This is a genomic window from Rhizobium mulingense (assembly GCF_029194105.1).
GTDB lineage: Bacteria > Pseudomonadota > Alphaproteobacteria > Rhizobiales > Rhizobiaceae > Rhizobium > Rhizobium mulingense.
In genome coordinates, this window is record NZ_JARFVE010000006.1 from 326,433 (window position 1) to 347,922 (window position 21,490).

The 21,490-nt window shown below is 62.0% G+C and carries 17 protein-coding genes; 13 read left to right on the forward strand and 4 right to left on the reverse strand.

The window, feature by feature from the left end:
• Window positions 1-15 precede the first annotated feature (15 nt).
• From PYR71_RS16645 to PYR71_RS16685, 9 genes are all read left to right on the forward strand, one after another.
• Window positions 16-1,092: a BMP family ABC transporter substrate-binding protein gene (locus tag PYR71_RS16645; RefSeq protein ID WP_275620129.1), complete on the forward strand. Its 1,077-nt coding sequence runs from the start codon at window positions 16-18 to the stop codon at window positions 1,090-1,092.
• A 144-nt stretch (window positions 1,093-1,236) separates the two neighbouring features.
• Complete coding sequence (ytfQ, locus tag PYR71_RS16650; RefSeq protein ID WP_183915587.1) at window positions 1,237-2,199, forward strand: galactofuranose ABC transporter, galactofuranose-binding protein YtfQ; 963 nt, start codon at window positions 1,237-1,239, stop codon at window positions 2,197-2,199.
• Window positions 2,200-2,319: 120 nt separating this feature from the next.
• The gene (ytfR, locus tag PYR71_RS16655) at window positions 2,320-3,843 is read left to right on the forward strand and encodes a galactofuranose ABC transporter, ATP-binding protein YtfR (protein WP_183915586.1); all 1,524 of its coding nucleotides are present in this window, start codon (window positions 2,320-2,322) and stop codon (window positions 3,841-3,843) included.
• Entirely contained in the window at window positions 3,840-4,844 is a 1,005-nt protein-coding gene (locus PYR71_RS16660; protein WP_275620130.1) for an ABC transporter permease, read from the forward strand. The genes ytfR and PYR71_RS16660 overlap by 4 nt, the downstream gene beginning before the upstream one ends.
• Window positions 4,845-4,849: 5 nt before the next feature.
• On the forward strand, window positions 4,850-5,818 hold the full coding sequence (gene yjfF / locus PYR71_RS16665) for a galactofuranose ABC transporter, permease protein YjfF (RefSeq protein WP_275620131.1): 969 nt from the start codon (window positions 4,850-4,852) through the stop codon (window positions 5,816-5,818).
• Between the two features lie 16 nt (window positions 5,819-5,834).
• Window positions 5,835-6,620 carry a FadR/GntR family transcriptional regulator gene (locus PYR71_RS16670; RefSeq protein WP_275620132.1) on the forward strand — a complete coding sequence of 262 codons (786 nt, stop codon included), beginning with the start codon at window positions 5,835-5,837 and terminating at the stop codon, window positions 6,618-6,620.
• A gap of 165 nt (window positions 6,621-6,785) precedes the next feature.
• Entirely contained in the window at window positions 6,786-8,147 is a 1,362-nt protein-coding gene (glmU, locus tag PYR71_RS16675; RefSeq protein ID WP_183915579.1) for a bifunctional UDP-N-acetylglucosamine diphosphorylase/glucosamine-1-phosphate N-acetyltransferase GlmU, read from the forward strand.
• Window positions 8,148-8,256: 109 nt separating this feature from the next.
• A complete protein-coding gene (glmS, locus tag PYR71_RS16680; RefSeq protein ID WP_183915577.1) occupies window positions 8,257-10,083 on the forward strand; it encodes a glutamine--fructose-6-phosphate transaminase (isomerizing) in 1,827 nt (608 codons plus the stop codon).
• Window positions 10,084-10,216: 133 nt separating this feature from the next.
• A complete protein-coding gene (locus PYR71_RS16685) occupies window positions 10,217-10,924 on the forward strand; it encodes a DUF502 domain-containing protein (RefSeq protein ID WP_183915575.1) in 708 nt (235 codons plus the stop codon).
• Here PYR71_RS16685 and recG read toward each other — a convergent pair.
• The gene (gene recG, locus PYR71_RS16690; RefSeq protein ID WP_275620133.1) at window positions 10,921-13,026 is read right to left on the reverse strand and encodes an ATP-dependent DNA helicase RecG; all 2,106 of its coding nucleotides are present in this window, start codon (window positions 13,024-13,026) and stop codon (window positions 10,921-10,923) included. The genes PYR71_RS16685 and recG overlap by 4 nt on opposite strands.
• A 92-nt stretch (window positions 13,027-13,118) precedes the next feature.
• On the opposite strand from recG, the gene PYR71_RS16695 reads away from it, so the two are divergent.
• Genes PYR71_RS16695 through PYR71_RS16705 form a run of 3 tightly spaced genes read left to right on the forward strand, consistent with a single transcriptional unit; the run spans window position 13,119 to window position 17,412 of the window.
• Complete coding sequence (locus tag PYR71_RS16695; protein ID WP_003579224.1) at window positions 13,119-13,424, forward strand: FAD assembly factor SdhE; 306 nt, start codon at window positions 13,119-13,121, stop codon at window positions 13,422-13,424.
• Window positions 13,421-16,924, forward strand: a complete 3,504-nt coding sequence (gene mfd / locus PYR71_RS16700; RefSeq protein ID WP_275620134.1) for a transcription-repair coupling factor — start codon at window positions 13,421-13,423, stop codon at window positions 16,922-16,924. Before PYR71_RS16695 ends, mfd begins: the two co-directional genes overlap by 4 nt.
• Before the next feature lie 20 nt (window positions 16,925-16,944).
• Complete coding sequence (locus tag PYR71_RS16705; RefSeq protein WP_275620135.1) at window positions 16,945-17,412, forward strand: OsmC family protein; 468 nt, start codon at window positions 16,945-16,947, stop codon at window positions 17,410-17,412.
• A 13-nt stretch (window positions 17,413-17,425) separates the two neighbouring features.
• Here PYR71_RS16705 and PYR71_RS16710 read toward each other — a convergent pair whose 3' ends face one another.
• The 3 genes from PYR71_RS16710 to PYR71_RS16720 form a co-directional block, all read right to left on the reverse strand.
• On the reverse strand, window positions 17,426-17,989 hold the full coding sequence (locus PYR71_RS16710) for a GrpB family protein (protein WP_275620136.1): 564 nt from the start codon (window positions 17,987-17,989) through the stop codon (window positions 17,426-17,428).
• Between the two features lies 1 nt (window position 17,990).
• A complete protein-coding gene (locus tag PYR71_RS16715; protein WP_275620137.1) occupies window positions 17,991-18,662 on the reverse strand; it encodes a DsbA family oxidoreductase in 672 nt (223 codons plus the stop codon).
• 62 nt (window positions 18,663-18,724) lie between these two features.
• Window positions 18,725-20,527, reverse strand: a complete 1,803-nt coding sequence (locus tag PYR71_RS16720) for an extracellular solute-binding protein (RefSeq protein WP_275620138.1) — start codon at window positions 20,525-20,527, stop codon at window positions 18,725-18,727.
• Between the two features lie 286 nt (window positions 20,528-20,813).
• Between PYR71_RS16720 and PYR71_RS16725 the strand changes: the two genes are divergently transcribed.
• A complete protein-coding gene (locus PYR71_RS16725) occupies window positions 20,814-21,467 on the forward strand; it encodes an invasion associated locus B family protein (RefSeq protein ID WP_183915562.1) in 654 nt (217 codons plus the stop codon).
• The last annotated feature ends 23 nt before the right edge of the window (window positions 21,468-21,490 follow it).

Genomic DNA, 21,490 nt, shown 5'->3' on the forward strand with positions numbered 1-21,490 from the left:
CCAACAGGGGTCACCATGAAGAAGTTCGCACTCACACTTGCCGCTTCGGCAGCCGCCATTATCGGCGTCTCCTCAGCCGCTCAGGCCGCCGAGAAGACGAAGGTCTGCTTCGTCTATGTCGGTTCGCACACCGACGGCGGCTATTCGCAGGCCCACGATCTCGGCCGCCAGCAGGTACAGGCCGAATTCGGCGACAAGATCGAAACGCCTTATCTCGAAAACGTGCCGGAAGGCCCGGATGCCGAGCGCGCCATCGAGCGCCTCGCTCGTTCCGGCTGCAAGCTCATCTTCACCACCTCCTTCGGCTTCATGGATGCAACCGTGAAGGTTGCCGCCAAGTTCCCGAAGGTCAAATTCGAGCACGGCACCGGCTACAAGACCGGCCCCAATCTCGCCACCTACAATTCGCGCTTCTATGAGGGCCGCTACATCCTTGGCCAGATCGCCGCCAAGACCTCGAAGAATCACGGCGCCGCCTACATCGCCTCGTTCCCGATTCCGGAAGTGGTGATGGGCATCAACTCATTCGAACAGGGCGCCAGGTCGATCGATCCGAGCTTCAAGCTCAAGGTCATCTGGGTCAACACCTGGTTCGACCCGGGCAAGGAAGCCGATGCCGCCAAGGCGATGGTCGATCAGGGCGTCGACGTTCTGACGCAGCATACCGATACGACGGCGCCGATGCAGGTCGCCGAAGAGCGCGGCATCCATGCCTTCGGCCAGGCGTCCGACATGATCGCAGCCGGCCCGAAGGCGCAGCTGACGGCAATCGTCGATACCTGGGGCACCTATTACTCCAAGCGCGTGCACGCGCTTCTCGACGGCACCTGGAAGTCCGAGCAGAGCTGGGACGGCCTGAAGGACGGCATCCTGAAGATGGCGCCGTACACCAACATGCCTGACGACGTGAAGAAGATGGCCGAGGAAACCGAAGCCAAGATCAAGTCGGGCGAGCTGCATCCCTTCACCGGCCCGATCAACAAGCAGGACGGAACGCCCTGGCTGAAGGCCGGCGAGAAGGCCGATGACGGTACGCTGCTCGGCATGAACTTCTACGTCGAAGGCGTCGACGACAAGCTGCCGGCGCAATAATCGGTTTATCGATTTTGCGGATGCGAAGGGCGCTCCTGGGGGCGCCCTTTTTTCTTCTGAACCGTTAAAAAAAGCGATTTACAAAAGTAATACTATATGATTTTTTGACCCTGCGCCGCGAAGGAGCGGCATTGGGAGGATATCATGACATTGAAGACTGCACTTTTGAGTGCCACGATTTTGGCTGCCTGCATGTTCGGTTCGGCTTCGGCCGCCGGCTTGACCGTCGGCTTCTCGCAGATCGGTTCGGAATCGGGCTGGCGTGCGGCTGAAACGACCGTGACCAAGGAGCAGGCCAAGAAGCGCGGCATCGATCTGAAGTTTGCCGATGCGCAGCAGAAGCAGGAAAATCAGATCAAGGCTTTGCGCTCCTTCATCGCTCAGGGCGTCGATGCCATTTTGATCGCTCCGGTCGTCGAAACCGGCTGGGACGACGTTCTGAAGGAAGCCAAGGAAGCCAAGATCCCGGTCATTCTTCTCGACCGCACCATCAAGGCTCCCGACGATCTGTACCTGACGGCTGTTACGTCTGACCTCGTTCATGAAGGCAAGGTCGCAGGCGACTTCCTGGTGAAGACCGTCGGCGATAAGAAGTGCAACGTCGTCGAACTGCAGGGCACGACCGGTTCGTCGCCGGCCATCGCCCGCAAGAAGGGTTTCGAAGAGGCTCTCGCCGGCCACGATAACCTCAAGATCGTTCGCAGCCAGACGGGCGACTTCACCCGCACCAAGGGCAAGGAAGTCATGGAAAGCTTCCTGAAGGCCGAGAACGGCGGCAAGGATATCTGCGCGCTTTATGCCCATAATGACGACATGGCCGTCGGCGCCATCCAGGCAATCAAGGAAGCCGGCCTGAAGCCGGGCAAGGATATCCTCGTCGTCTCGATCGACGCCGTACCCGATATCTTCAAGGCAATGTCCGAAGGCGAGTCCAATGCCACGGTCGAGCTGACGCCGAACATGGCCGGTCCGGCCTTCGACGCGCTCGATGCATATCTGAAGGACAAGAAGGCTCCGCCGAAGTGGATCCAGACCGAGTCCAAGCTCTACACGCCTTCCGACGACCCGATGAAGGTCTACGAAGAGAAGAAGGGTCAGGGCTACTGATTTGAACCTGGAACCGCACTGGCCCATAATGGGCCGGTGCGGAACTGCCGGTGCCGATCGGGCGTCATGCCCGGTCTCGGCGCGGGCGCACGGCGCAATATCAGGACACAGCAGCCCCTCATGGTTCACAATAACGAGACAATTCTCGCAGCCTCGGCCATATCCAAGTTTTTCCCCGGCGCCGTCGCCTTGGACAAGGTTGATTTCACGCTGCGCCGCGGTGAGGTTCATGCGCTTCTCGGCGAAAACGGCGCCGGAAAATCGACGCTGATCAAGTGCATCACCGGCGCCTATCATCGCGACGGCGGGAGCCTGACGCTCGATGGCCAGGAAATCAATCCAGCCAATACGCTCGCCGCCCAGAATCTCGGCATCGGCACCGTCTATCAGGAGGTCAACCTCCTCTCTAATCTGAGCGTCGCCGAAAATCTCTTTCTCGGACGCCAGCCGAGGCGTTTCGGCATGACCGACGTGCGCGCGATGAACCGCAAGGCGCGCGAACTGCTCGCCGGTTACGGCATCGATATCGACGTCACCGCCGAACTCAGTCGCTTCTCTGTCGCCGTCCAGCAGGTGGTGGCGATCGCCCGCGCAGTCGATCTCTCGGGCAAGGTGCTGATATTGGATGAACCGACGGCAAGCCTCGACAACCAGGAAGTGGCGCTGCTGTTCCGCATCATCGAGGACCTGAAAAAGCGCGGTCTCGGCATCGTCTTCATTACCCATTTCCTCGAGCAGGTCTATGCGATCAGCGATCGCATCACCGTGCTGCGCAACGGCAAGCTCGTCGGCACCCGCGAGGCCGCCGATCTGCCGCGCCAGGGCCTGATCGCCATGATGCTCGGCCGCGAGCTCGCCCAGGCCGAAGAAACGGTCAGGAAGCACAGCATTGCGGCGGGCGAGGTTCGCTACCGGTTTGCCGGCTACGGCAAACGCGGCAAGGTCAAGCCGTTTGATCTCGATGTGCGCGCAGGCGAGGTGGTCGGCATCGCCGGCTTGCTCGGCTCCGGACGCACCGAAACAGCCGAACTGCTGTTCGGCGTCGAGCATGCCGATAGCGGCAGCGTTACGATCGACGGCCAGCCTGCAACGCTTTCCAGCCCGCGCGCTGCGATCGAGAAGGGCTTCGGCTTCTGTCCCGAGGACCGCAAGACCGATGGCATCGTCGGCGACCTGTCGATCCGCGAAAATATCGCGCTTGCGCTGCAGGCCCGCCGCGGCTGGACCCGGCCGCTGTCGCGCGCCGAGCAGAACGCGCTCGCCGACCGGTACATCAAGGCGCTCGATATCCGCACGACCGACCGTGAGAAGCCGATCCGGCTGCTCTCGGGCGGCAACCAGCAGAAGGCGATCCTTGCCCGCTGGCTGGCGACCAATCCTAAGTTTCTCATCCTCGACGAGCCGACCCGCGGCATCGATGTCGGCGCCCATGCCGAGATCATCAGGCTCATCGAACAACTCTGCGCCGAAGGCATGTCATTGATCGTAATTTCCTCGGAACTTGAAGAGCTTGTCGCCTATAGTTCACGTGTTATCGTACTTCGCGACAGGCAGCATATCGCCGAATTGACCGGCGAGCGCATCACCGCTGCCGGTATCGTCGATGCCATTGCCGCCGCCGAACACAAGACGGAGGACGCATGAAATCCTCCAGGAATGCGCTGGCCTATCGCCTGGCGCCGCAAGTGATCGCCCTCGCTGTCATTCTTCTGTTAAATTTCATAACGTCACCGCAGTTTTTTAACGTGGTGGTTCAGAACGGGCGCCTTTATGGCAGCCTGATCGACGTGCTGAATCGCGGCGCGCCGGTGGCGCTCTTGGCGATCGGCATGACGCTGGTGATTGCCACCAAAGGCATTGACCTGTCCGTCGGCGCGATCATCGCCATCTGCGGCGCCGTTGCCGCATCATCGATCGTGTCTGGAAATTCAGTTGCCTACACCATTCTGTTAACGCTGGCGATCGGGCTTGCCTGCGGCGTCTGGAACGGGTTCCTGGTGGCGATCCTCAACATCCAACCGATCATTGCCACGCTGGTGCTGATGGTCGCCGGCCGCGGCATCGCGCAGCTCATCACCGAGGGTGCCATCCTGACCTTCAACGATGACGGTCTGATCTTCTTCGGCAGCGGTTCCATGGCTCTCCTGCCGATGCCTGTGGTCATCTGGCTCCTCGTCGGCTTGCTGGTCATCCTGCTCGTCCGCCGCACCGCGCTCGGCATGCTGCTCGAGGCCATTGGCATCAATCGCCGTGCCAGCACGCTCTCCGGCATTCAGACGCCGGTGCTGCTGATGGCGGTCTATATGCTGAGCGGTCTCTGCGCCTCGATCGCCGGCATCATCGTCGCCGCCGACATCAAGGGCGCCGACGCCAACAATGCCGGCCTCTGGCTCGAACTCGACGCCATCCTCGCCGTCGTCGTCGGCGGCAATTCGCTGCTCGGCGGAAGATTCAGCATCGTCGGATCGCTGATTGGCGCGATGATCATCCAGGCGGTCAACACCGGCATCCTCTCCTCCGGCTTCCCGCCCGAATTCAACTTGATCATCAAGGCGGTCATCATCATCGTGATCCTCGTCATCCAGTCGCCGGCGGTACAGTCGCTCGCCATCTTCGCCAGCCGCCGGCAGAGCGGAAGGGAGTAGCCGAAATGAACTCCAAATACCTGCCTCTGCTTGCGACCATCGTCATCTTCGTCCTCGCCTATGCCGGCTGCACCCTGCAATATCCCAACATGCTGTCGACGCGCGTCATCGGCAATCTGCTGACGGACAACGCCTTTCTCGGCATTGCCGCCGTCGGCATGACCTTCGTCATCATCTCCGGCGGCATCGATCTATCGATCGGTTCGGTCATCGCCTTCACCGGCGTCTTCCTCGCCGTCGTCCTGCAGAACAGCTCGATCCATCCGCTGCTCGCCTTCGCCCTCGTCCTCGTCATCACCACCGCCTTCGGTGCCGTCATGGGCGCGATCATCCATTATCTCGAAATGCCGGCCTTCATCGTCACGCTTGCCGGCATGTTTCTGGCGCGCGGTATCGCCTTCGTGCTCTCGATCGACAGCATTCCGATCAACCACGACTATTATTCGACGCTGACGAGCCTCTATTGGCGACTGCCCGGAGGCGGGCGGCTGACGCTGATCGGCGCCATCATGCTTCTGGTCTTTGCCGCCGGCATCTTCATCGCCCACCGCACCCGCTTCGGCACCAATGTCTATGCGCTCGGCGGCGGTCCGCAGACGGCGCGGCTGATGGGCGTGCCGGTCGGCCGCACGACGATCCAGATCTATGCGCTGTCGGGTTTTCTCGCCGGCCTATCCGGAATCGTTTTTTCGCTGTACACCTCTGCTGGATATTCTCTTGCGGCGGTCGGCGTCGAACTCGACGCGATCGCGGCAGTCGTCATCGGAGGGACGCTGCTGACCGGAGGAGCGGGATTCGTGGCGGGAACCTTGATCGGTATCCTGATCCAGGGGCTCATTCAGACCTACATCACCTTCGACGGCACGCTGTCGAGCTGGTGGACGAAGATCCTGATCGGCCTGCTGCTGTTTGCATTCATCCTGATGCAGAAGGCGATCCTGTTCCTTTCCAGTCTGAACAAGAGGTATGCCTGAGGAGGAGACGGATCGCTTGCGCAACAAATTGATCGAGACACGAAAGACGGGGCGCCGGAACCGGACGAGCCACGCGCAGGTGGTGGACGAGCTCGGCAAGGCGATCGTCGCAGGTACCTATCCCGTTGGCTCGATCCTGCCGGGCGATACGGAACTGGCGCAACGCTTCAAGGTGTCGCGCACGGTCTTGCGCGAGACGATGAAGACGCTCGCCGCCAAGGGCATGGTCGTCGCCAAGGCCCGGGTCGGCACACGTGTGACCGAGAAGAATCTCTGGAACATGTTCGATAGCGAGATTATCGCCTGGCACTTCGACAGCGGTGTGACGGAAGAATTCCTGTTGCAGCTTTACGATATCCGTCTTGCCGTCGAGCCCTTCGCCGCCGGCCTCGTCGCAGAGCGGGCCAATGCCGAGGAAATCGAGACGCTGCGCGGGCTGGCGGAGGAGATGGCGGCGAGCGGCCATACGGCCGACAGCCTGGCGCTCGCCGACCTGCACTTTCACCTGGCGCTCGCCGAAGCCTCGCACAATCCCTTCATGCGCACGCTCGGCAGTCTCATCGAGGCGGCTCTCGTCGGCATGTTCCGCATCAGCACGCCGCCCTCCGAAAACGGGTTTGCCAACATTGCCGACACCCATATGCGGATCGTCGATGCCATCGCTGCCGGTGACAGCGCCGCCGCGCGTCGGGCGATGGAAGTCGTCATCCTGGACGGCCGCGATCATGTGCACGAAGCCTTTGCGACCCGCGGCGATCCTGCTGCCATGGAGCCGCTTTCGCCCGCAATTTCACCGAAGTAAGGGCATTGACCGTGCTATGGCGTTGCCCTTCTTAGGAGACGCCCGAGGGGCGCCGTCGCACTTTTCATCCTTCCATCGCGGCTTTCGAAAATCGATTCCGATTTGAGGAATTATGCAGTATGAGGCAGGAAAGCCGCCTTATCGCGCGGATTCGCGGAGCAGATCATGGAACGTACTTGCCTTGCCGTCATCCTTGCCGCCGGTGACAGCACGCGGATGAAATCCTCGAAATCGAAGGTGCTGCATCCGGTCGCCGGGCGGCCGATGATCGCCCATGTGGTCGAGGCGGTCGCCTCCGCCGGCATTTCCGCCGTCGCCCTTGTCGTGGGCCGCGACGCCGAGGAGGTGGCAAAGGCTGCCAGCATCAACGGTGTCGGCGTCGAATCCTATCTGCAGCAGCAGCGCCTCGGCACCGGCCACGCAGTGCTGGCGGCGCGCGAAGCGATCGCCAGGGGGTATGACGACATCCTCGTCACCTATGGCGACGTGCCGCTGCAGACCGGCGAGCCGCTGAAGGCTGCCCGCCAGGAGCTTGCCGAGGGCAGCGACATCGTCGTGATCGGTTTCCACACCGACCGCCCGACCGGCTACGGCCGCCTGCTCGTCAAGGACGGTGAATTGATCGCCATCCGCGAAGAGAAGGATGCGACCGATGCCGAGCGCACTGTGACCTGGTGCAACAGCGGACTGATGGTGATCAACGGCCGCAAGGCGCTCGATCTCCTCTCGCGCATCGGCAATTCCAATGCCAAGGGCGAATTCTATCTGACCGATCTCGTCGAGATCGCCCGCTCGCTCGGCTGTCGCGTCACCGCCGTCGATGCCCCCGAAATCGAAATGACCGGCTGCAACAACCGCGCGGAACTCGCGATTATCGAGCGCTTGTGGCAGGAGCGCCGCCGCCGCGAGATGATGCTGGCGGGCGTCACCATGATCGCACCGGAAACGGTGTTCCTCTCCTACGATACAGTCATCGGCCAGGATGCGCTGATCGAGCCGAACGTTGTCTTCGGTCTCGGCGCCGTGATCGACAGCGGCGCCGTCATTCACGCTTTCTCGCATATCGAAGGCGCTCATGTCAGCCGGGGCGCGACCGTTGGTCCCTTCGCGCGGCTGCGGCCGGGTACCGATCTCGCAAACGGCGCGAAGGTCGGCAATTTCTGCGAAGTCAAGAATGGCCGGTTGGGTGAGGGCGCCAAGGTCAACCACCTCACCTATATCGGCGATGCCGTCATCGGCGCCGGCAGCAATATCGGCGCCGGCACGATCACCTGCAATTATGACGGGGTCAACAAGAGCGAGACGGTGATCGGCGAGAACGCCTTTATCGGCTCCAACTCCTCACTGGTCGCGCCGGTGACGATCGGCGACGGCGCTTATGTCGGCTCCGGTAGTGTCATCACCGCCGACGTGCCGGCCGATGCGCTGGCGCTCGGCCGTGCCCGCCAGGAGATCAAGCCCGGCCGTGCTTCCCTGCTGCGCGAGCGCGCACTCGCCATCAAGGCGGCGAAGAAGGCCAAGACTTAGAGCCCGCTTTCCGTAACCGGCGGAAATTGAAAGTGACCGCCGAGACCATTGAGAAATAAGCCGAAATCGTTAGGACTGGCCGCGTTATCGGAGGCTTAGGGGATATTGCATGTGCGGAATTGTGGGGATCGTCGGAACTCAGCCTGTTGCCGGGCGCCTGGTCGATGCGCTGAAGCGCCTCGAATATCGTGGTTATGATTCCGCTGGCGTCGCCACCGTCCACGAGGGGGTGATGGATCGCCGCCGCGCCGAGGGCAAGCTCTTCAACTTGGAAAAGCGCCTCGACGTCGAACCGCTGCCCGGCACGGTCGGAATTGCCCATACGCGCTGGGCTACCCATGGCGTGCCCAATGAGACCAATGCCCATCCGCATTTCGTCGAAGGTGTCGCCGTCGTCCATAACGGCATCATCGAAAACTTCTCCGAGCTGCGCGACGAACTGACCGCGGACGGCTCGGTCTTCGAAACCCAGACCGACACCGAAGTCGTCGCCCAGCTGATGGCGAAATATCTGCGCGAAGGCCTCGAGCCGCGCGCCGCCATGCTGAAAATGCTCAACCGGGTGACCGGCGCCTATGCGCTGGCCGTCATGCTCAAGGCCGATCCCGACACGATCATGGCCGCCCGTTCCGGCCCGCCGCTTGCCGTCGGCTACGGTCGCGGCGAGATGTTCCTCGGCTCGGACGCCATCGCGCTTTCGCCCTTCACCAACGAGATCACCTATCTCGTCGACGGCGACTGCGCCGTCATCACCCGCGATAGCGTCTCGGTCCTGGATTTCGCCGGCAAACCGGTCAAGCGCGCCCGGCAGATCTCGCAGGCGACCGCCTATGTCGTCGACAAGGGCAATCACCGCCACTTCATGGAAAAGGAAATCTACGAGCAGCCGGAGGTGATCTCCCATGCGCTCAGCCACTATGTCGATTTCGCCGAGAACACCATCGGCGCCAATGCCGCAGCGATTGACTTCAAGGCGGCGACCGGCCTGGCGATCTCGGCCTGCGGCACCGCCTATCTCGCCGGTCTCGTCGGCAAATACTGGTTCGAGCGTTATGCCCGCCTGCCGGTCGAGATCGACGTCGCCTCTGAATTCCGTTACCGCGAAATGCCGCTCTCGCCCTCGCAGGCGGCACTCTTCATCTCGCAGTCCGGCGAAACCGCCGATACGCTGGCCTCGCTGCGCTACTGCCGCGACAACGGCCTGAAGATTGGCGCCGTCGTCAACGTCCGCGAATCGACGATCGCCCGCGAATCCGATGCCGTCTTCCCGATCATGGCCGGCCCGGAAATCGGCGTCGCCTCGACCAAGGCCTTCACCTGCCAGCTCGCCGTGTTGGCGTCGCTGGCGATCGGCGCCGGCAAGGCGCGCGGTACGGTGAGCACTGAGGAGGAGAGGGCCCTGGTGCGTCATCTCGCCGAAATGCCGCGCGTCATGAGCCGGGTGCTGAACCTCATCCAGCCGCAGATGGAAAGCCTGTCGCGCGAACTGTCGAAATGCAAGGACGTGCTTTATCTCGGCCGCGGCACCAGCTTCCCGCTTGCCATGGAGGGGGCGCTGAAGCTCAAGGAAATCTCCTATATCCACGCCGAAGGTTATGCCGCCGGCGAATTGAAGCACGGGCCGATCGCGCTGATCGACGAAAACATGCCTGTTATCGTCATTGCGCCCTACGACCGTTTCTTCGAAAAGACCGTTTCCAACATGCAGGAGGTCGCAGCCCGCGGCGGCCGCATCATTTTCATCACCGACGAAGCGGGTGCCGCGGCCTCGAAGCTGCCGACCATGGCGACGATTACCCTGCCTGTCGTCGATGAAATCATCGCGCCGATGATCTTCTCGCTGCCGATCCAGCTGCTTGCCTACCACACAGCCGTCTTCATGGGCACCGACGTCGACCAGCCCCGCAACCTGGCGAAATCCGTGACCGTGGAATAAGCCTGTAATGCCGGATTTCCGGCGCCGAAACATGTTGTACGACGCCCCGAATTCTGGCAATTTTGGAGTGCGGACAAGGGGGAGGGCCGGCGTTCCGGCCTGTCCAGGACTAGATGGAGTTCATCAGGAAACGATGACCGACAATACCCCCAGAATGCCGGTGGCAACCCGGCTGAGAAACAACTTTCTCGCGGGCCTGATTATCTGCGCGCCGATCGCCATTACCATCTGGCTGACCTGGACCTTCATCCACTGGTCGGACAGCTGGGTGAGGCCCTATATTCCGGCGCGCTGGAATCCGGAAAGCTATCTGAATTTCGCCATTCCCGGCTTCGGGCTGCTGATCGCCATCGTGCTGATCACCGTCGTCGGCTTCCTCGGCAAGAACCTCATCGGCCAGAGCATCGTCCGTTTCGGCGAATCGATCGTCCAGCGCATGCCGCTGGTTCGCACGATTTATAGAAGCGTGAAGCAGATCTTCGAAACCGTGCTGAAGGACCAGTCGAACTCCTTCAAGAAAGTGGGCCTCATCGAGTATCCGGGGCCTGGCCTCTGGGCTCTGGTTTTCGTCGCCACCGACGCCAAGGGCGAGATCGCATCGAAGTTCAACGCCATGGGTCAGGACATGGTGGCCGTTTTCCTGCCGCCGACCCCTGTGCCGACAGCCGGTTTCCTCATTTTCGTGCCGCGCGAAAAGATCGTCATGCTCGACATGAGCGCGGAAGACGCCGCCAAGTTCCTGATCTCCGGCGGCCTGGTGGCTCCCGAACACAAGCCGTCCGAGCCGAAGCAGAAGCATTTGCCGCGGCCGAAGCCGGTGGCGGTTTCGAAAGCCGATTAACCAGCCCTCAGGAAGCGGATCGCCTCGTCGCGGCGGAACAGATAGAGAAGCGTGCGAATCGCCTGTCCTCGTTCGCTCGTCAGCTCCGGATCGCGCTCGATGAGATAGGCCGCATCCTTGCGGGCGATCTCGAGCAGATCGGCATGCGCCTCGAGGCTGGCGATGCGAAAACCCGGCGTGCCGGACTGGCGGGTTCCGAGCAGCTCGCCTTCGCCGCGCAGCTTCAGATCCTCCTCGGCGATGCGGAAACCGTCTTCCGTCTCCCGCATGATCGAAAGCCGGGCATGGCCGGTTTCGCCGAGCGGCCCCTTGTAGAGCAGGATGCAGGTCGAGGCCTCGTCGCCCCGTCCGACCCGGCCGCGCAGCTGGTGTAATTGCGCCAGGCCGAAGCGTTCGGCATGTTCGATCACCATGATCGTCGCATCCGGCACGTCGACGCCGACCTCGACGACGGTGGTGGCGACGAGCAGCCGGGTTTCGCCGTTCTTGAACGCCATCATCGCCGCATCCTTCTCCGGCCCGCTCATGCGGCCGTGGATGAGGCCGATATCGGGGCCGAGTGCCGAGACCAACGTCGCATGCCGCTCCTCGGCCGACATCAGGTCGAGCTCTTCGGATTCTTCGACCAGCGGGCAGATCCAGTAGGCCTTCTTGCCCTCGGCAAGCGCGCTCTGCAACCGGCCGACGATCTCGCCGGTGCGCTCCATTGGCACGGTGATCGTCTGGATCGGCTTGCGGCCGGCCGGTTTTTCCGTGAGCTTGGAAACATCCATGTCGCCGAAGGCGGCGAGCACCAGCGTGCGCGGGATCGGCGTTGCCGTCATGACGAGCATGTGCGGCGAGATGCCCTTGGCGGTCAGCCGGAGGCGCTGATGCACGCCGAAACGGTGCTGTTCGTCGACGACGGCAAGCATGAGATTGGCGTAAGTGACGCTGTCCTGGAACAGCGCATGTGTGCCGACGACGATCTGTGCTGCGCCCGAGGCGATGCGCTCCAGGATCTCCTCCCGCTCGCGCCCCTTGGTGCGACCGGTCAGCACCTCGATGCCGAGGCCGGCGGAGGCGGCGAATTTGGAGATCGTCGCGTGGTGCTGGCGCGCCAGGATTTCGGTCGGCGCCATCAGTACCGCCTGGCCGCCGCTCTCGATCACCGCTGCCATCGACATCAGCGCAACCAGGGTCTTGCCGGAACCGACATCGCCCTGCAGCAGCCGCAGCATGCGTTCGGTGCCCGCCATGTCCTTCAGAATGTCGGCGATCGCCTCGTTCTGACTTGATGTAAGTGAGAAGGGTAGGGTCTTCTGAATCTTGGCGCTGACCGCCCCCGTCGCCTGCACCGGCTGGCCCGCTACCTTGCGCAGCCTCTGACGCACCAGGCTCAGCGAAAGCTGGCCGGCGAGGAACTCGTCATAGGCGAGCCGCCGCCGCGATGGGGCCTGAGGGTCGATATCGGACGGGTCGCGCGGCTCGTGCAGCATGTGGAAGCTGTCGCGGATCGACGGCAGCCCCTGCTTCTGCGCCAGCGCCGGGTCTATCCATTCCGGCAGCTCAGGAAAACGCGGCAGCGCGGCATCGATGATCTTGCGCAATGTCTTCGGCGAAAGCCCTGCCGTCAGCGGATAGATCGGCTCGACCAGCGGCAGGTTCTCGGCTTCCTCCGCTCTGACGATGTAGTCCGGATGCACCATCGAGGCGCGGCCGTTGAACCAGTCGACCTTGCCGCTGACCGTCACCTCGGCATCGATCGGCAGCTGCTTTTCCAGCCAGGCCGCCTGTCCGCGGAAGAACACCAGCGTCAGCTCGCCGGTCTCGTCATGCAGGAAGACGCGGTAGGGCACATTGCTTTTGCCGCGCGGCGGCACTTGGTGGCGGTCGACGCGCGCGGTGATCGTTACGATCGCGCCCTGCGGCGCCAAGGCTACCCCAGGCTGGTTGCGCCGGTCGATCAGCGAGAAGGGCGCATGGAAGAGAAGATCGATGACCCGGCAATCCTCCACCGTCTCGCGCCCGAGCAGCTTGACGAGTAGTTCGGCGATCTTCGGGCCGACGCCCGGAAGGCCCGAAATGGGGGAAAACAGCGGATCGAGAATGGCGGGGCGCATGAGGCCAAAATGCGATGAACAATGCGGCCTTGGCAAGGCTGACAAGCCGCTTTCGAGGGGCTATAGAGGCGCATCAACAGGAAGGTAATGCCATGACAGGTGTCACGCTCACGAGTGCCGGTCTCGACCCGCGCCGCCGCCGCATCCTTTTCCGCTGCTGGCATCGCGGCATCCGGGAGATGGATCTGGTCTTCGGTCAGTTCGCCGAAGCCGAGATCGCGACGCTTTCGGAAGCCGAGCTCGACGAGTTCGAAACGATCATGGCCGAGGAAGACAATGATCTCGTCCGCTGGATCATGGGAACCTGGCCGGTGCCTGAGCGTTTCCAGACACCGATGTTTGCCCGCCTTGCGGCCTATACGCCCGATTTCGACAAGCCCCTCAGGACGCCGGAATGATCCCTGGTTTCGATGCGAATAAGCTGGCGGCCATTGCCGAGCCGCTGACGATCGGCAATGTGCCTGCCGGCCTTGAACCGCTGCTGCTCGCCGAACTCGCCCGCACGGGAGAGCCGGTCGCCTATGTCATGTCAGACGGCCATCGCATGGTCGATCTCGAGCAGATGCTCGGCTTCGTCGCCCCCGACATTCCGGTTCTCACCCTGCCGGCCTGGGACTGTCTGCCCTATGATCGCGTCTCGCCGAGCGCCGATACCTCGGCCCGCCGGCTGGCCGCGCTCGGCGGCCTCATCGCCCATCGCAAAAAGCCGCATGCGGCAATCGTGCTCGTCACCGCCAATGCCATGTTGCAGAAGGTGGCGCCGCAGGACGTCATTGAAAGCCTCAGCTTTTCGGCCCGTCCCGGCAACCAGCTACGCATGGACGATCTCGCCGGATGTCTGGAGCGCAACGGTTTCGATCGTGTCGCGACCGTTCGCGAGGTCGGCGAATATGCCGTGCGCGGCGGCATTCTCGACGTCTTCGTGCCGGGATCGGAAGAGCCGGTCCGCCTCGATTTCTTCGGCGATACGCTGGAATCGATCCGCAGCTTCGATCCGGCGAGCCAGCGCACGACCGGCCAGGTACGTTCGCTCGATCTCAACCCGATGAGCGAGGTGACGCTGACGCCGGATACGATCAGCCGCTTCCGCAAGAATTACCTGTCGGCTTTCGGCGCGACGACTCGCGATGACGCGCTCTATCTCGCCGTCTCCGAAGGCCGCCGTTACCCCGGCATGGAACACTGGCTGCCGTTCTTCTACGAGAAGCTCGATACCGTTTTCGATTATCTCAGCGGTTTCCGAGTCGTCACCGACAATACCGTCCGCGAAGCCGCGGAAGAACGCTCCAAGCTCGTCCTCGATTATTTCGACGCCCGCCTGAATTCCGGCCAGCCGGCCAAGGGCCAGATGGCGCAGGGCACGCCCTACAAGCCGGTGGCGCCGGGGCAGCTCTACCTGGACAGCAAGCTTTTCGCCAAGACTCTCGACGCGCTCGGCTCGATCCGCATCAGCCCCTTCAACGAGATCGAGGGTGAGGCGAGGCGGGTCGTCAATATCGAGGCCCGCCAGGGCCAGCGCTGGGCCCGCTCGAGTGCCGAAGGCGGCGGTGACGCCGAACGTGTCAATATTTTCGACGTCGTGGTCAAGCATATTGCCGACCGGCGCGCCGGCGGGGCGAAGGTGCTGGTCACCGCCTGGACCGAAGGCTCGCTGGAGCGGCTGCTGCAGGTGCTGAACGAGCATGGCCTGGAAAAGGTGAAGCCGGTCGAGGCGCTGAAGGATCTCGGGGCGCTGGGCAAAGGCGAGGCCGCTGCCGCGGTGCTCAATCTCGAATCCGGCTTCGAGGCCGGTGATCTCGTCGTCATCGGCGAACAAGATATTCTCGGCGACCGCATGGTGCGCCGCTCCAAGCGTCGCAAGCGCGCCGCCGATTTCATCGCCGAGGTCGCCGGCCTCGACGAGGGCTCGATCGTCGTCCATGCCGAACACGGCATCGGCCGCTTTATCGGCCTCAAGACCATCGAGGCGGCAGGCGCCCCGCATGCCTGCCTCGAACTGCAATATGCCGACGAAGCCAAACTCTTCCTGCCGGTCGAAAACATCGATCTCCTCTCGCGCTATGGCGGCGAGGGGACGGATGCTCAGCTCGACAAGCTCGGCGGTGGCGCCTGGCAGATGCGCAAGGCCAAGCTCAAGAAGCGGCTGCTCGACATGGCGGATGCGCTGATCCGCATCGCCGCCGAGCGCCTGACGCGCCATGCGCCTGTTCTGACGACCCCGGACGGACTTTACGACGAGTTTGCCGCCCGCTTCCCCTATGACGAGACCGAAGACCAGGACAATGCCATCGAAGCCGTACGCTCCGATCTCGGCGCCGGGCGACCGATGGATCGCCTCGTCTGCGGCGACGTCGGCTTCGGCAAGACGGAAGTGGCCTTGCGCGCCGCCTTCGTCGCCGCGATGAACGGCGTCCAGGTTGCCGTCGTCGTGCCGACGACCTTGCTCGCCCGCCAGCATTTCAAGACTTTCTCCGAGCGTTTTCGCGGCCTGCCGGTGCGCATCCAGCAAGCCTCGCGGCTTGTCGGCGCCAAGGAACTGGCGCTGACCAAGAAGGAAGTCTCCGAAGGCAAGACCGATATCGTCGTCGGCACCCATGCTCTGCTCGGCGCCGGCATCAAATTCGCCAATCTCGGCCTGCTCGTCATCGACGAAGAGCAGCATTTCGGCGTGAAGCACAAGGAGCGGTTGAAGGAGCTGAAGAGCGACGTGCATGTGCTGACGCTTTCCGCGACGCCGATCCCGCGCACGCTGCAGCTCGCCATGACCGGGGTGCGTGAACTGTCGTTGATCACCACGCCGCCGGTCGATCGCATGGCGGTGCGCACCTTCATCTCGCCTTTTGACAGCCTGGTCATCCGCGAGACGCTGATGCGTGAGCACTATCGCGGCGGCCAGAGCTTCTATGTTTGCCCGAGGCTCGCCGATCTCGCCGATGTGCATGCCTTCCTGCAGTCCGACGTGCCGGAGCTGAAGGTCGCCGTCGCCCATGGCCAGATGCCAGCCGGCGAACTCGAAGACATCATGAACGCCTTCTATGAAGGCCGTTACGATGTGCTGCTGTCGACCACGATCGTCGAATCCGGCCTCGACGTGCCGACAGCCAACACGCTGATCGTCCACCGCGCCGATATGTTCGGCCTTGCCCAGCTCTATCAGCTGCGCGGCCGCGTCGGCCGCTCGAAGGTGCGCGCTTTTGCGCTCTTCACCCTGCCTGTAAACAAGGTGCTGACGGCAACGGCCGACCGTCGGCTGAAGGTGCTGCAGTCCTTGGATACACTCGGCGCCGGCTTCCAGCTGGCAAGCCACGACCTCGATATCCGCGGCGCCGGCAATCTGCTCGGCGAGGAGCAGTCCGGCCATATCAAGGAGGTCGGCTTCGAACTCTACCAGCAGATGCTGGAAGAGGCGGTCGCCGAGGTCAAGGGCATCGACGAAATCCATGATACCGGCTGGTCGCCGCAAATCTCGGTCGGTACGACGGTGATGATCCCGGAAGATTACGTTCCCGATCTGCATCTGCGCATGGCGCTTTACCGCCGTCTCGGCGAACTCACCGAACTCAAGGAGATCGACGGCTTCGGTGCGGAGATGATCGACCGCTTCGGCCCGATGCCGATCGAAGTCCAGCATCTCCTGAAGATCGTCTACATCAAGTCGCTCTGCCGCACCGCCAATGTCGAAAAGCTCGACGCCGGCCCGAAGGGCGTCGTCGTGCAGTTCCGCAACAAGGAATTCCCGAACCCGGCAAATCTCGTCTGCTATATCGGCAAGCAGGGCACAATGGCGAAGATCCGCCCCGATCACAGCCTGTTCCTGACCCGCGACCTGCCGACCCCGGAAAAGCGCCTGCAGGGCGCCGCTGTTATCATGACGCAACTGGCCGAGATGGCGAAATAAACAGAGGGAGGGAGGCAGGCATGGCCACATACGGCGCAACGATCGCCTGGGAGCGCAACGGCGAAACCTTCACCGACAGCCGCTACAGCCGCGCCCACCTCTGGACCTTCGACGGCGGCATCGAGGTGAGGGCGTCCTCCTCCTCACATGTCGTTCCGCTTCCTTATTCCGCCGGAGACGCCGTCGATCCGGAAGAGGCTTTTGTCGCCTCGCTCTCCAGCTGCCACATGCTTTGGTTCCTGTCGATCGCCGCCAAACACCGCTTTTGCGTCGACAGCTACACCGACGCCGCCGAGGGCATCATGGAGAAGAATGCCGAAGGCCGTCTCGCCATGACCGTCGTCACGCTCCGCCCACATGTGGCCTTTTCCGGCGACAAGCAGCCCTCGTTGAGCGAGCTCGAAGCGCTGCACCATCGCGCCCACGACGAATGTTTCATCGCCAACTCCGTGAAGACCGAGGTGCGCTGCATCCCGGTTCTGGGCTGAAAGCCGATACCGTTCAGTCGGCTGGCGGTTCTGACCAACCGATCAGTCTTGCCCATTCATTGGCGCCATCCATGATGATGTCAAACACCGGGTCCTTGATGTCGTAGTAGAAGTCGACGTCGTCGGGAAAACGCTGAGCGAGTCGCTGTTTGATTAGCGCATAGGCATTCGCTGCCGTCCCATGGGCACGCAGGAAGTCGCGGCAGAGAAGAGAGTAGCGCTGATTGAACCGGCCGTTTTCTCGGATGTGCAGATTGGCCGGGCGTCCTCTGCTGCGATAGAAGGCCTTGTGCAATTCGCCTTCCGCCAACTTAACTCCCGGAGGACAGTGGTCGATGACGATTGGCCTGTGCTCGAAACCGACCTGTTCGAATGCCTCGACATCAACGTCGGCCAGATCATTCACGGTCAGCTGGATATCGATGATATCCTTCGCGGGAAGGCCGGGAATGGCCGTCGATCCGATGTGATGCAGATAGGCTCCGGCAGGAGCTACGAGCATGATGGCGCGCTTGAGCGCAGCGAAATCCTCGGCCCAGCTTTGTTGCGGCTCTTCGATCTCGATGCGCGTCGGCACCTCAGTTGAGCCCCGATCGCGCCTCGGCCTTCGCCTTGGCAATATCGCGCAATGCACCCGCCAGCACATCGGGCGTCTGTGCGCCGCTGACGGCATACTGCTGGTCGAAGATGAAGAACGGCACGCCGTTGACGCCCATATCCTGCGCCGCCTTGATTTCGGCGACGATCAGATCGCGATCGGCGTCGGAAGCGAGCAGCGAGGCGATGACCGAGCGGTCCAGGCCGACCTTTTCGGCGATATCGAGTAGCACCGCATGATCGCCGACATTGCGGCCCTCTTCGAAATTCGCTTTGAACAGCGCTGCGACGACCGCGTCCTGCTTTTCGCGGCCTTCGATCATCGCCCAGTGGATCAGCCGATGCGCATCGAGCGTGTTGGGGCCAATTTTGATCGCCTCGAAATCGAAGGCGATGCCGACCTCGCGGCCGAGATCGGTCAGCATCTTATGGGCTTGCGCCACACGCTCCTCGCCGCCGAGCTTCTCAGCCAGCGCCTTCTTCTGATCGACGCCCTCTTTGGGATAGTCAGGATTGAGCCGGTACGGCCGCCAGTTGATGTCGACGCCGATCTCGTCCTGCACTTCGGCGATTGCGAGTTCCAGCCGCGCCTTGCCGAGATAGCACCAGGGGCAGACGACATCCGAGACGACGTCGATGGTAATACGCTCCATGATCACTTTCCTTATTCTCTGTGTCTCAGGAGGAGACATCGGCCCGAGGCGTTCGGCCGCTTCTATTGGGCGCTTGTATCCCACCATATAGGCAGCTGATAGCCGTAAAGCGGCGTCGTATCGGGATGGCCGATACGCTTGCTGCGCGCCACCCATTGCTGGTCCATATGATAGAGCGGCAGCACGTAGTGGCTGGACAGCAGCAGCCGGTCGTAGGAGCGAACCGCCGCGGTGAATTCTTCCGCCGAGCGCGCCCTCAGCAGATGATCGATCAGCGTGTCGAGATCTGCATCGTTGGCGCCGGCAAAGCTGTCCGTGCCCTCGCGCGTGCGGGCAGCCGAAGACCAGCGGCCGAGCTGCTCGTTTCCAGGCGACAGCGACGAGGTGAAGGACTTCATGATCATGTCGTAATCGAAGGTGTTCGTGCGGCTCTGATACTGCGAATCATCGACCGTGCGGATCGACGCGGCGATACCGATCGCCTGCAACGAACGCTGGTAAGCGACGGCGAGCTTCTCCTGGTCGGCATTCTGCGTCATGATTTCAAACGCGAGCTGGTGCCCTGAGGCGTCGGCCATCTTGCCGCCCTGAATCGTATAGCCGCTCTGTTTCAACAGCCCAACCGCCTGCTTCAGCACGTTGCGGTCGCGGCCGGAGCCGTCGGTGATCGGCAGCTTGTAGGTACCGTCGAGAATTTGGGGAGCGATCTTGTCCTTGATCGGTCCGAGTAGCGCAAGCTCCGCGGCATTGGCGGGCACGCCGAAGCTCGAAAGCTCGGAATTCTGCCAGAAACTTTGAGTGCGCTTGTAGGCGCCGGAATAGAGGTTTTTGTTCGCCCATTCGAAATCGAACACCAGTGACAGGCCCTCACGCACTTTCGGATCGGCAAAGATCGGCCGCCGCGTGTTGAAGACGAAGCCGAGCATGCCGCTCGGCAGTTTCGGCGTGAACACGTCCTTGATGATCGCCCCGGAGGTGGCTGCTGGGAAATTGTAGGCATTGGCCCAGTGACCGGGATTGCCGTCGGGATAGACGTCGACATCGCCCTTCTTGAAGGCTTCGAACAACGTCGTGTCCTGAAGATAATACTGGACGGTGATCTGATCGTAATTGTCGGTGCCGACCTTAGCAGGAATGTCCTTGCCCCAGTAATTCGGGTCGCGTTCATAGGTGATGCTTTCGCCGGGCTTCACCACCTTCACCTTGTAAGGACCGGAACCGACGGGGGGCGTCAGCGATGTGCGGTCAAAGGTTTCGGGATCGATCGCATGTTTCGGCAGCACCGGGAAAAGACCGAAAATCAAAGGCGTCTCTCGGTCGGCCTTGTCATTGAAGGTAAAGCGCACGCTGTGTTCGCCGACCTTCTCCATTTCAGCGACGACCTTGAGGCGGTTGGAGAATGGGACGCGGCCTTTGTCACGTAACAGCTCGAAGCTGAACATTACATCTTCGGGCGTCACCGGCTGGCCGTCGGACCATTTCGCCTTCGGATTGAGGTTGAACTGGATGAAGCTCCTGTCGTCGTCCCATTCGACCGTTTCGGCAAGCAGGCCGTACAGCGTGAAGGGCTCGTCCCTGGAGCGCTGCATTAGTGATTCGTAGACGAGGTTGCCATAGTCCGGGTCCCACATGCCGCGTGCCGTCGTGCGCATGCTCTTCAGAATGAACGGGTTGAGATTGTCGAAGGTGCCGACGACGCCATAGGTGATCTTGCCTCCCTTCTTGACGTCGGGATTGACGTAAGGGAAGTGCTTGTAATCGGGCGGCAGAGCCGGCTCGCCATGCATGGCAATGCCGTGCAGCGGCTCAGCGGCGACGGTGCCGCAGAGCAGCGAAAGGACGAGGGGGACGACGATCCGGAGCATTCGGCATTCCTTGAAATCCGCGAAAATGGGCACGATTCACGCCGGAGATTAGCATGGGGCCGACCGATTCCAACACGCGGACGCGATTTCTTTGCGCCGCCGATGAAATAGCTGCTCGAATTGCCAAAGAAATGCTGGATATCTTGAACGCTGCGATGTAACAGGTGAACCCGAAGTTTCGGGGTCATGCATTTGCCTCATTTTTCTATGAGGTGAGTGCCGAACGACCCGATGGTTGGGGCGGCACGTCGCTGCTCCGAACGGATATCAGGAGACGGAATTCGTTATGATGTTCAAGTCTGAAAAGAAAATGCGGGCAGCACTGTCCGTTCTGGCAGTGATGTTCGGCGCCGCTTCGGCTCCGGTCTCCTCCTTCGCGCAGGATGCAGGGGCACAGGCTCCGGCCCAGGGCGTCGGCGCTCCCAAGCTTGGTTGGTACAAGACCTGCAGCAAGCAGGAAGACAACGACATCTGTGTCGTCCAGAACCTGATCCTCGCCAATGGCGGCCAACTCGTCACGGCCGTCGGCCTGATCTCGGTCACCGGCAAGATCAACCGCAAGCTCCTGCAGGTTTCCGTTCCGACCGCGCGCCTGATTCCGCCCGGCATCATGATGCAGATCGATGGTGGCAAGGGCCAGAAGCTCGATTACGCCGTCTGCCTGCCGGACAAGTGCACGGCCGAAATCCCCCTGACCGATGCAATGATCGCCAGCCTGAAGAAGGGCAGCGACGTAATCTTCACCTCGATCAATTTCCGCCGCGCCCCGAACCCTATCAAGATCTCGCTCGAAGGCTTCACCGGCGCTTATGACGGCGAACCGGTCACCGAAAACAAGCTTGCTGAAAGCCAGCGCAGCCTGCAGGAAGGCATGCAGAAGAAGGCTGACGAAGCCCGCAAGAAGCTTGAAGACGCCCAGAAGGCAGCCAAGGCGCAGTAATCCTGCCGCCATATTGAATTAGA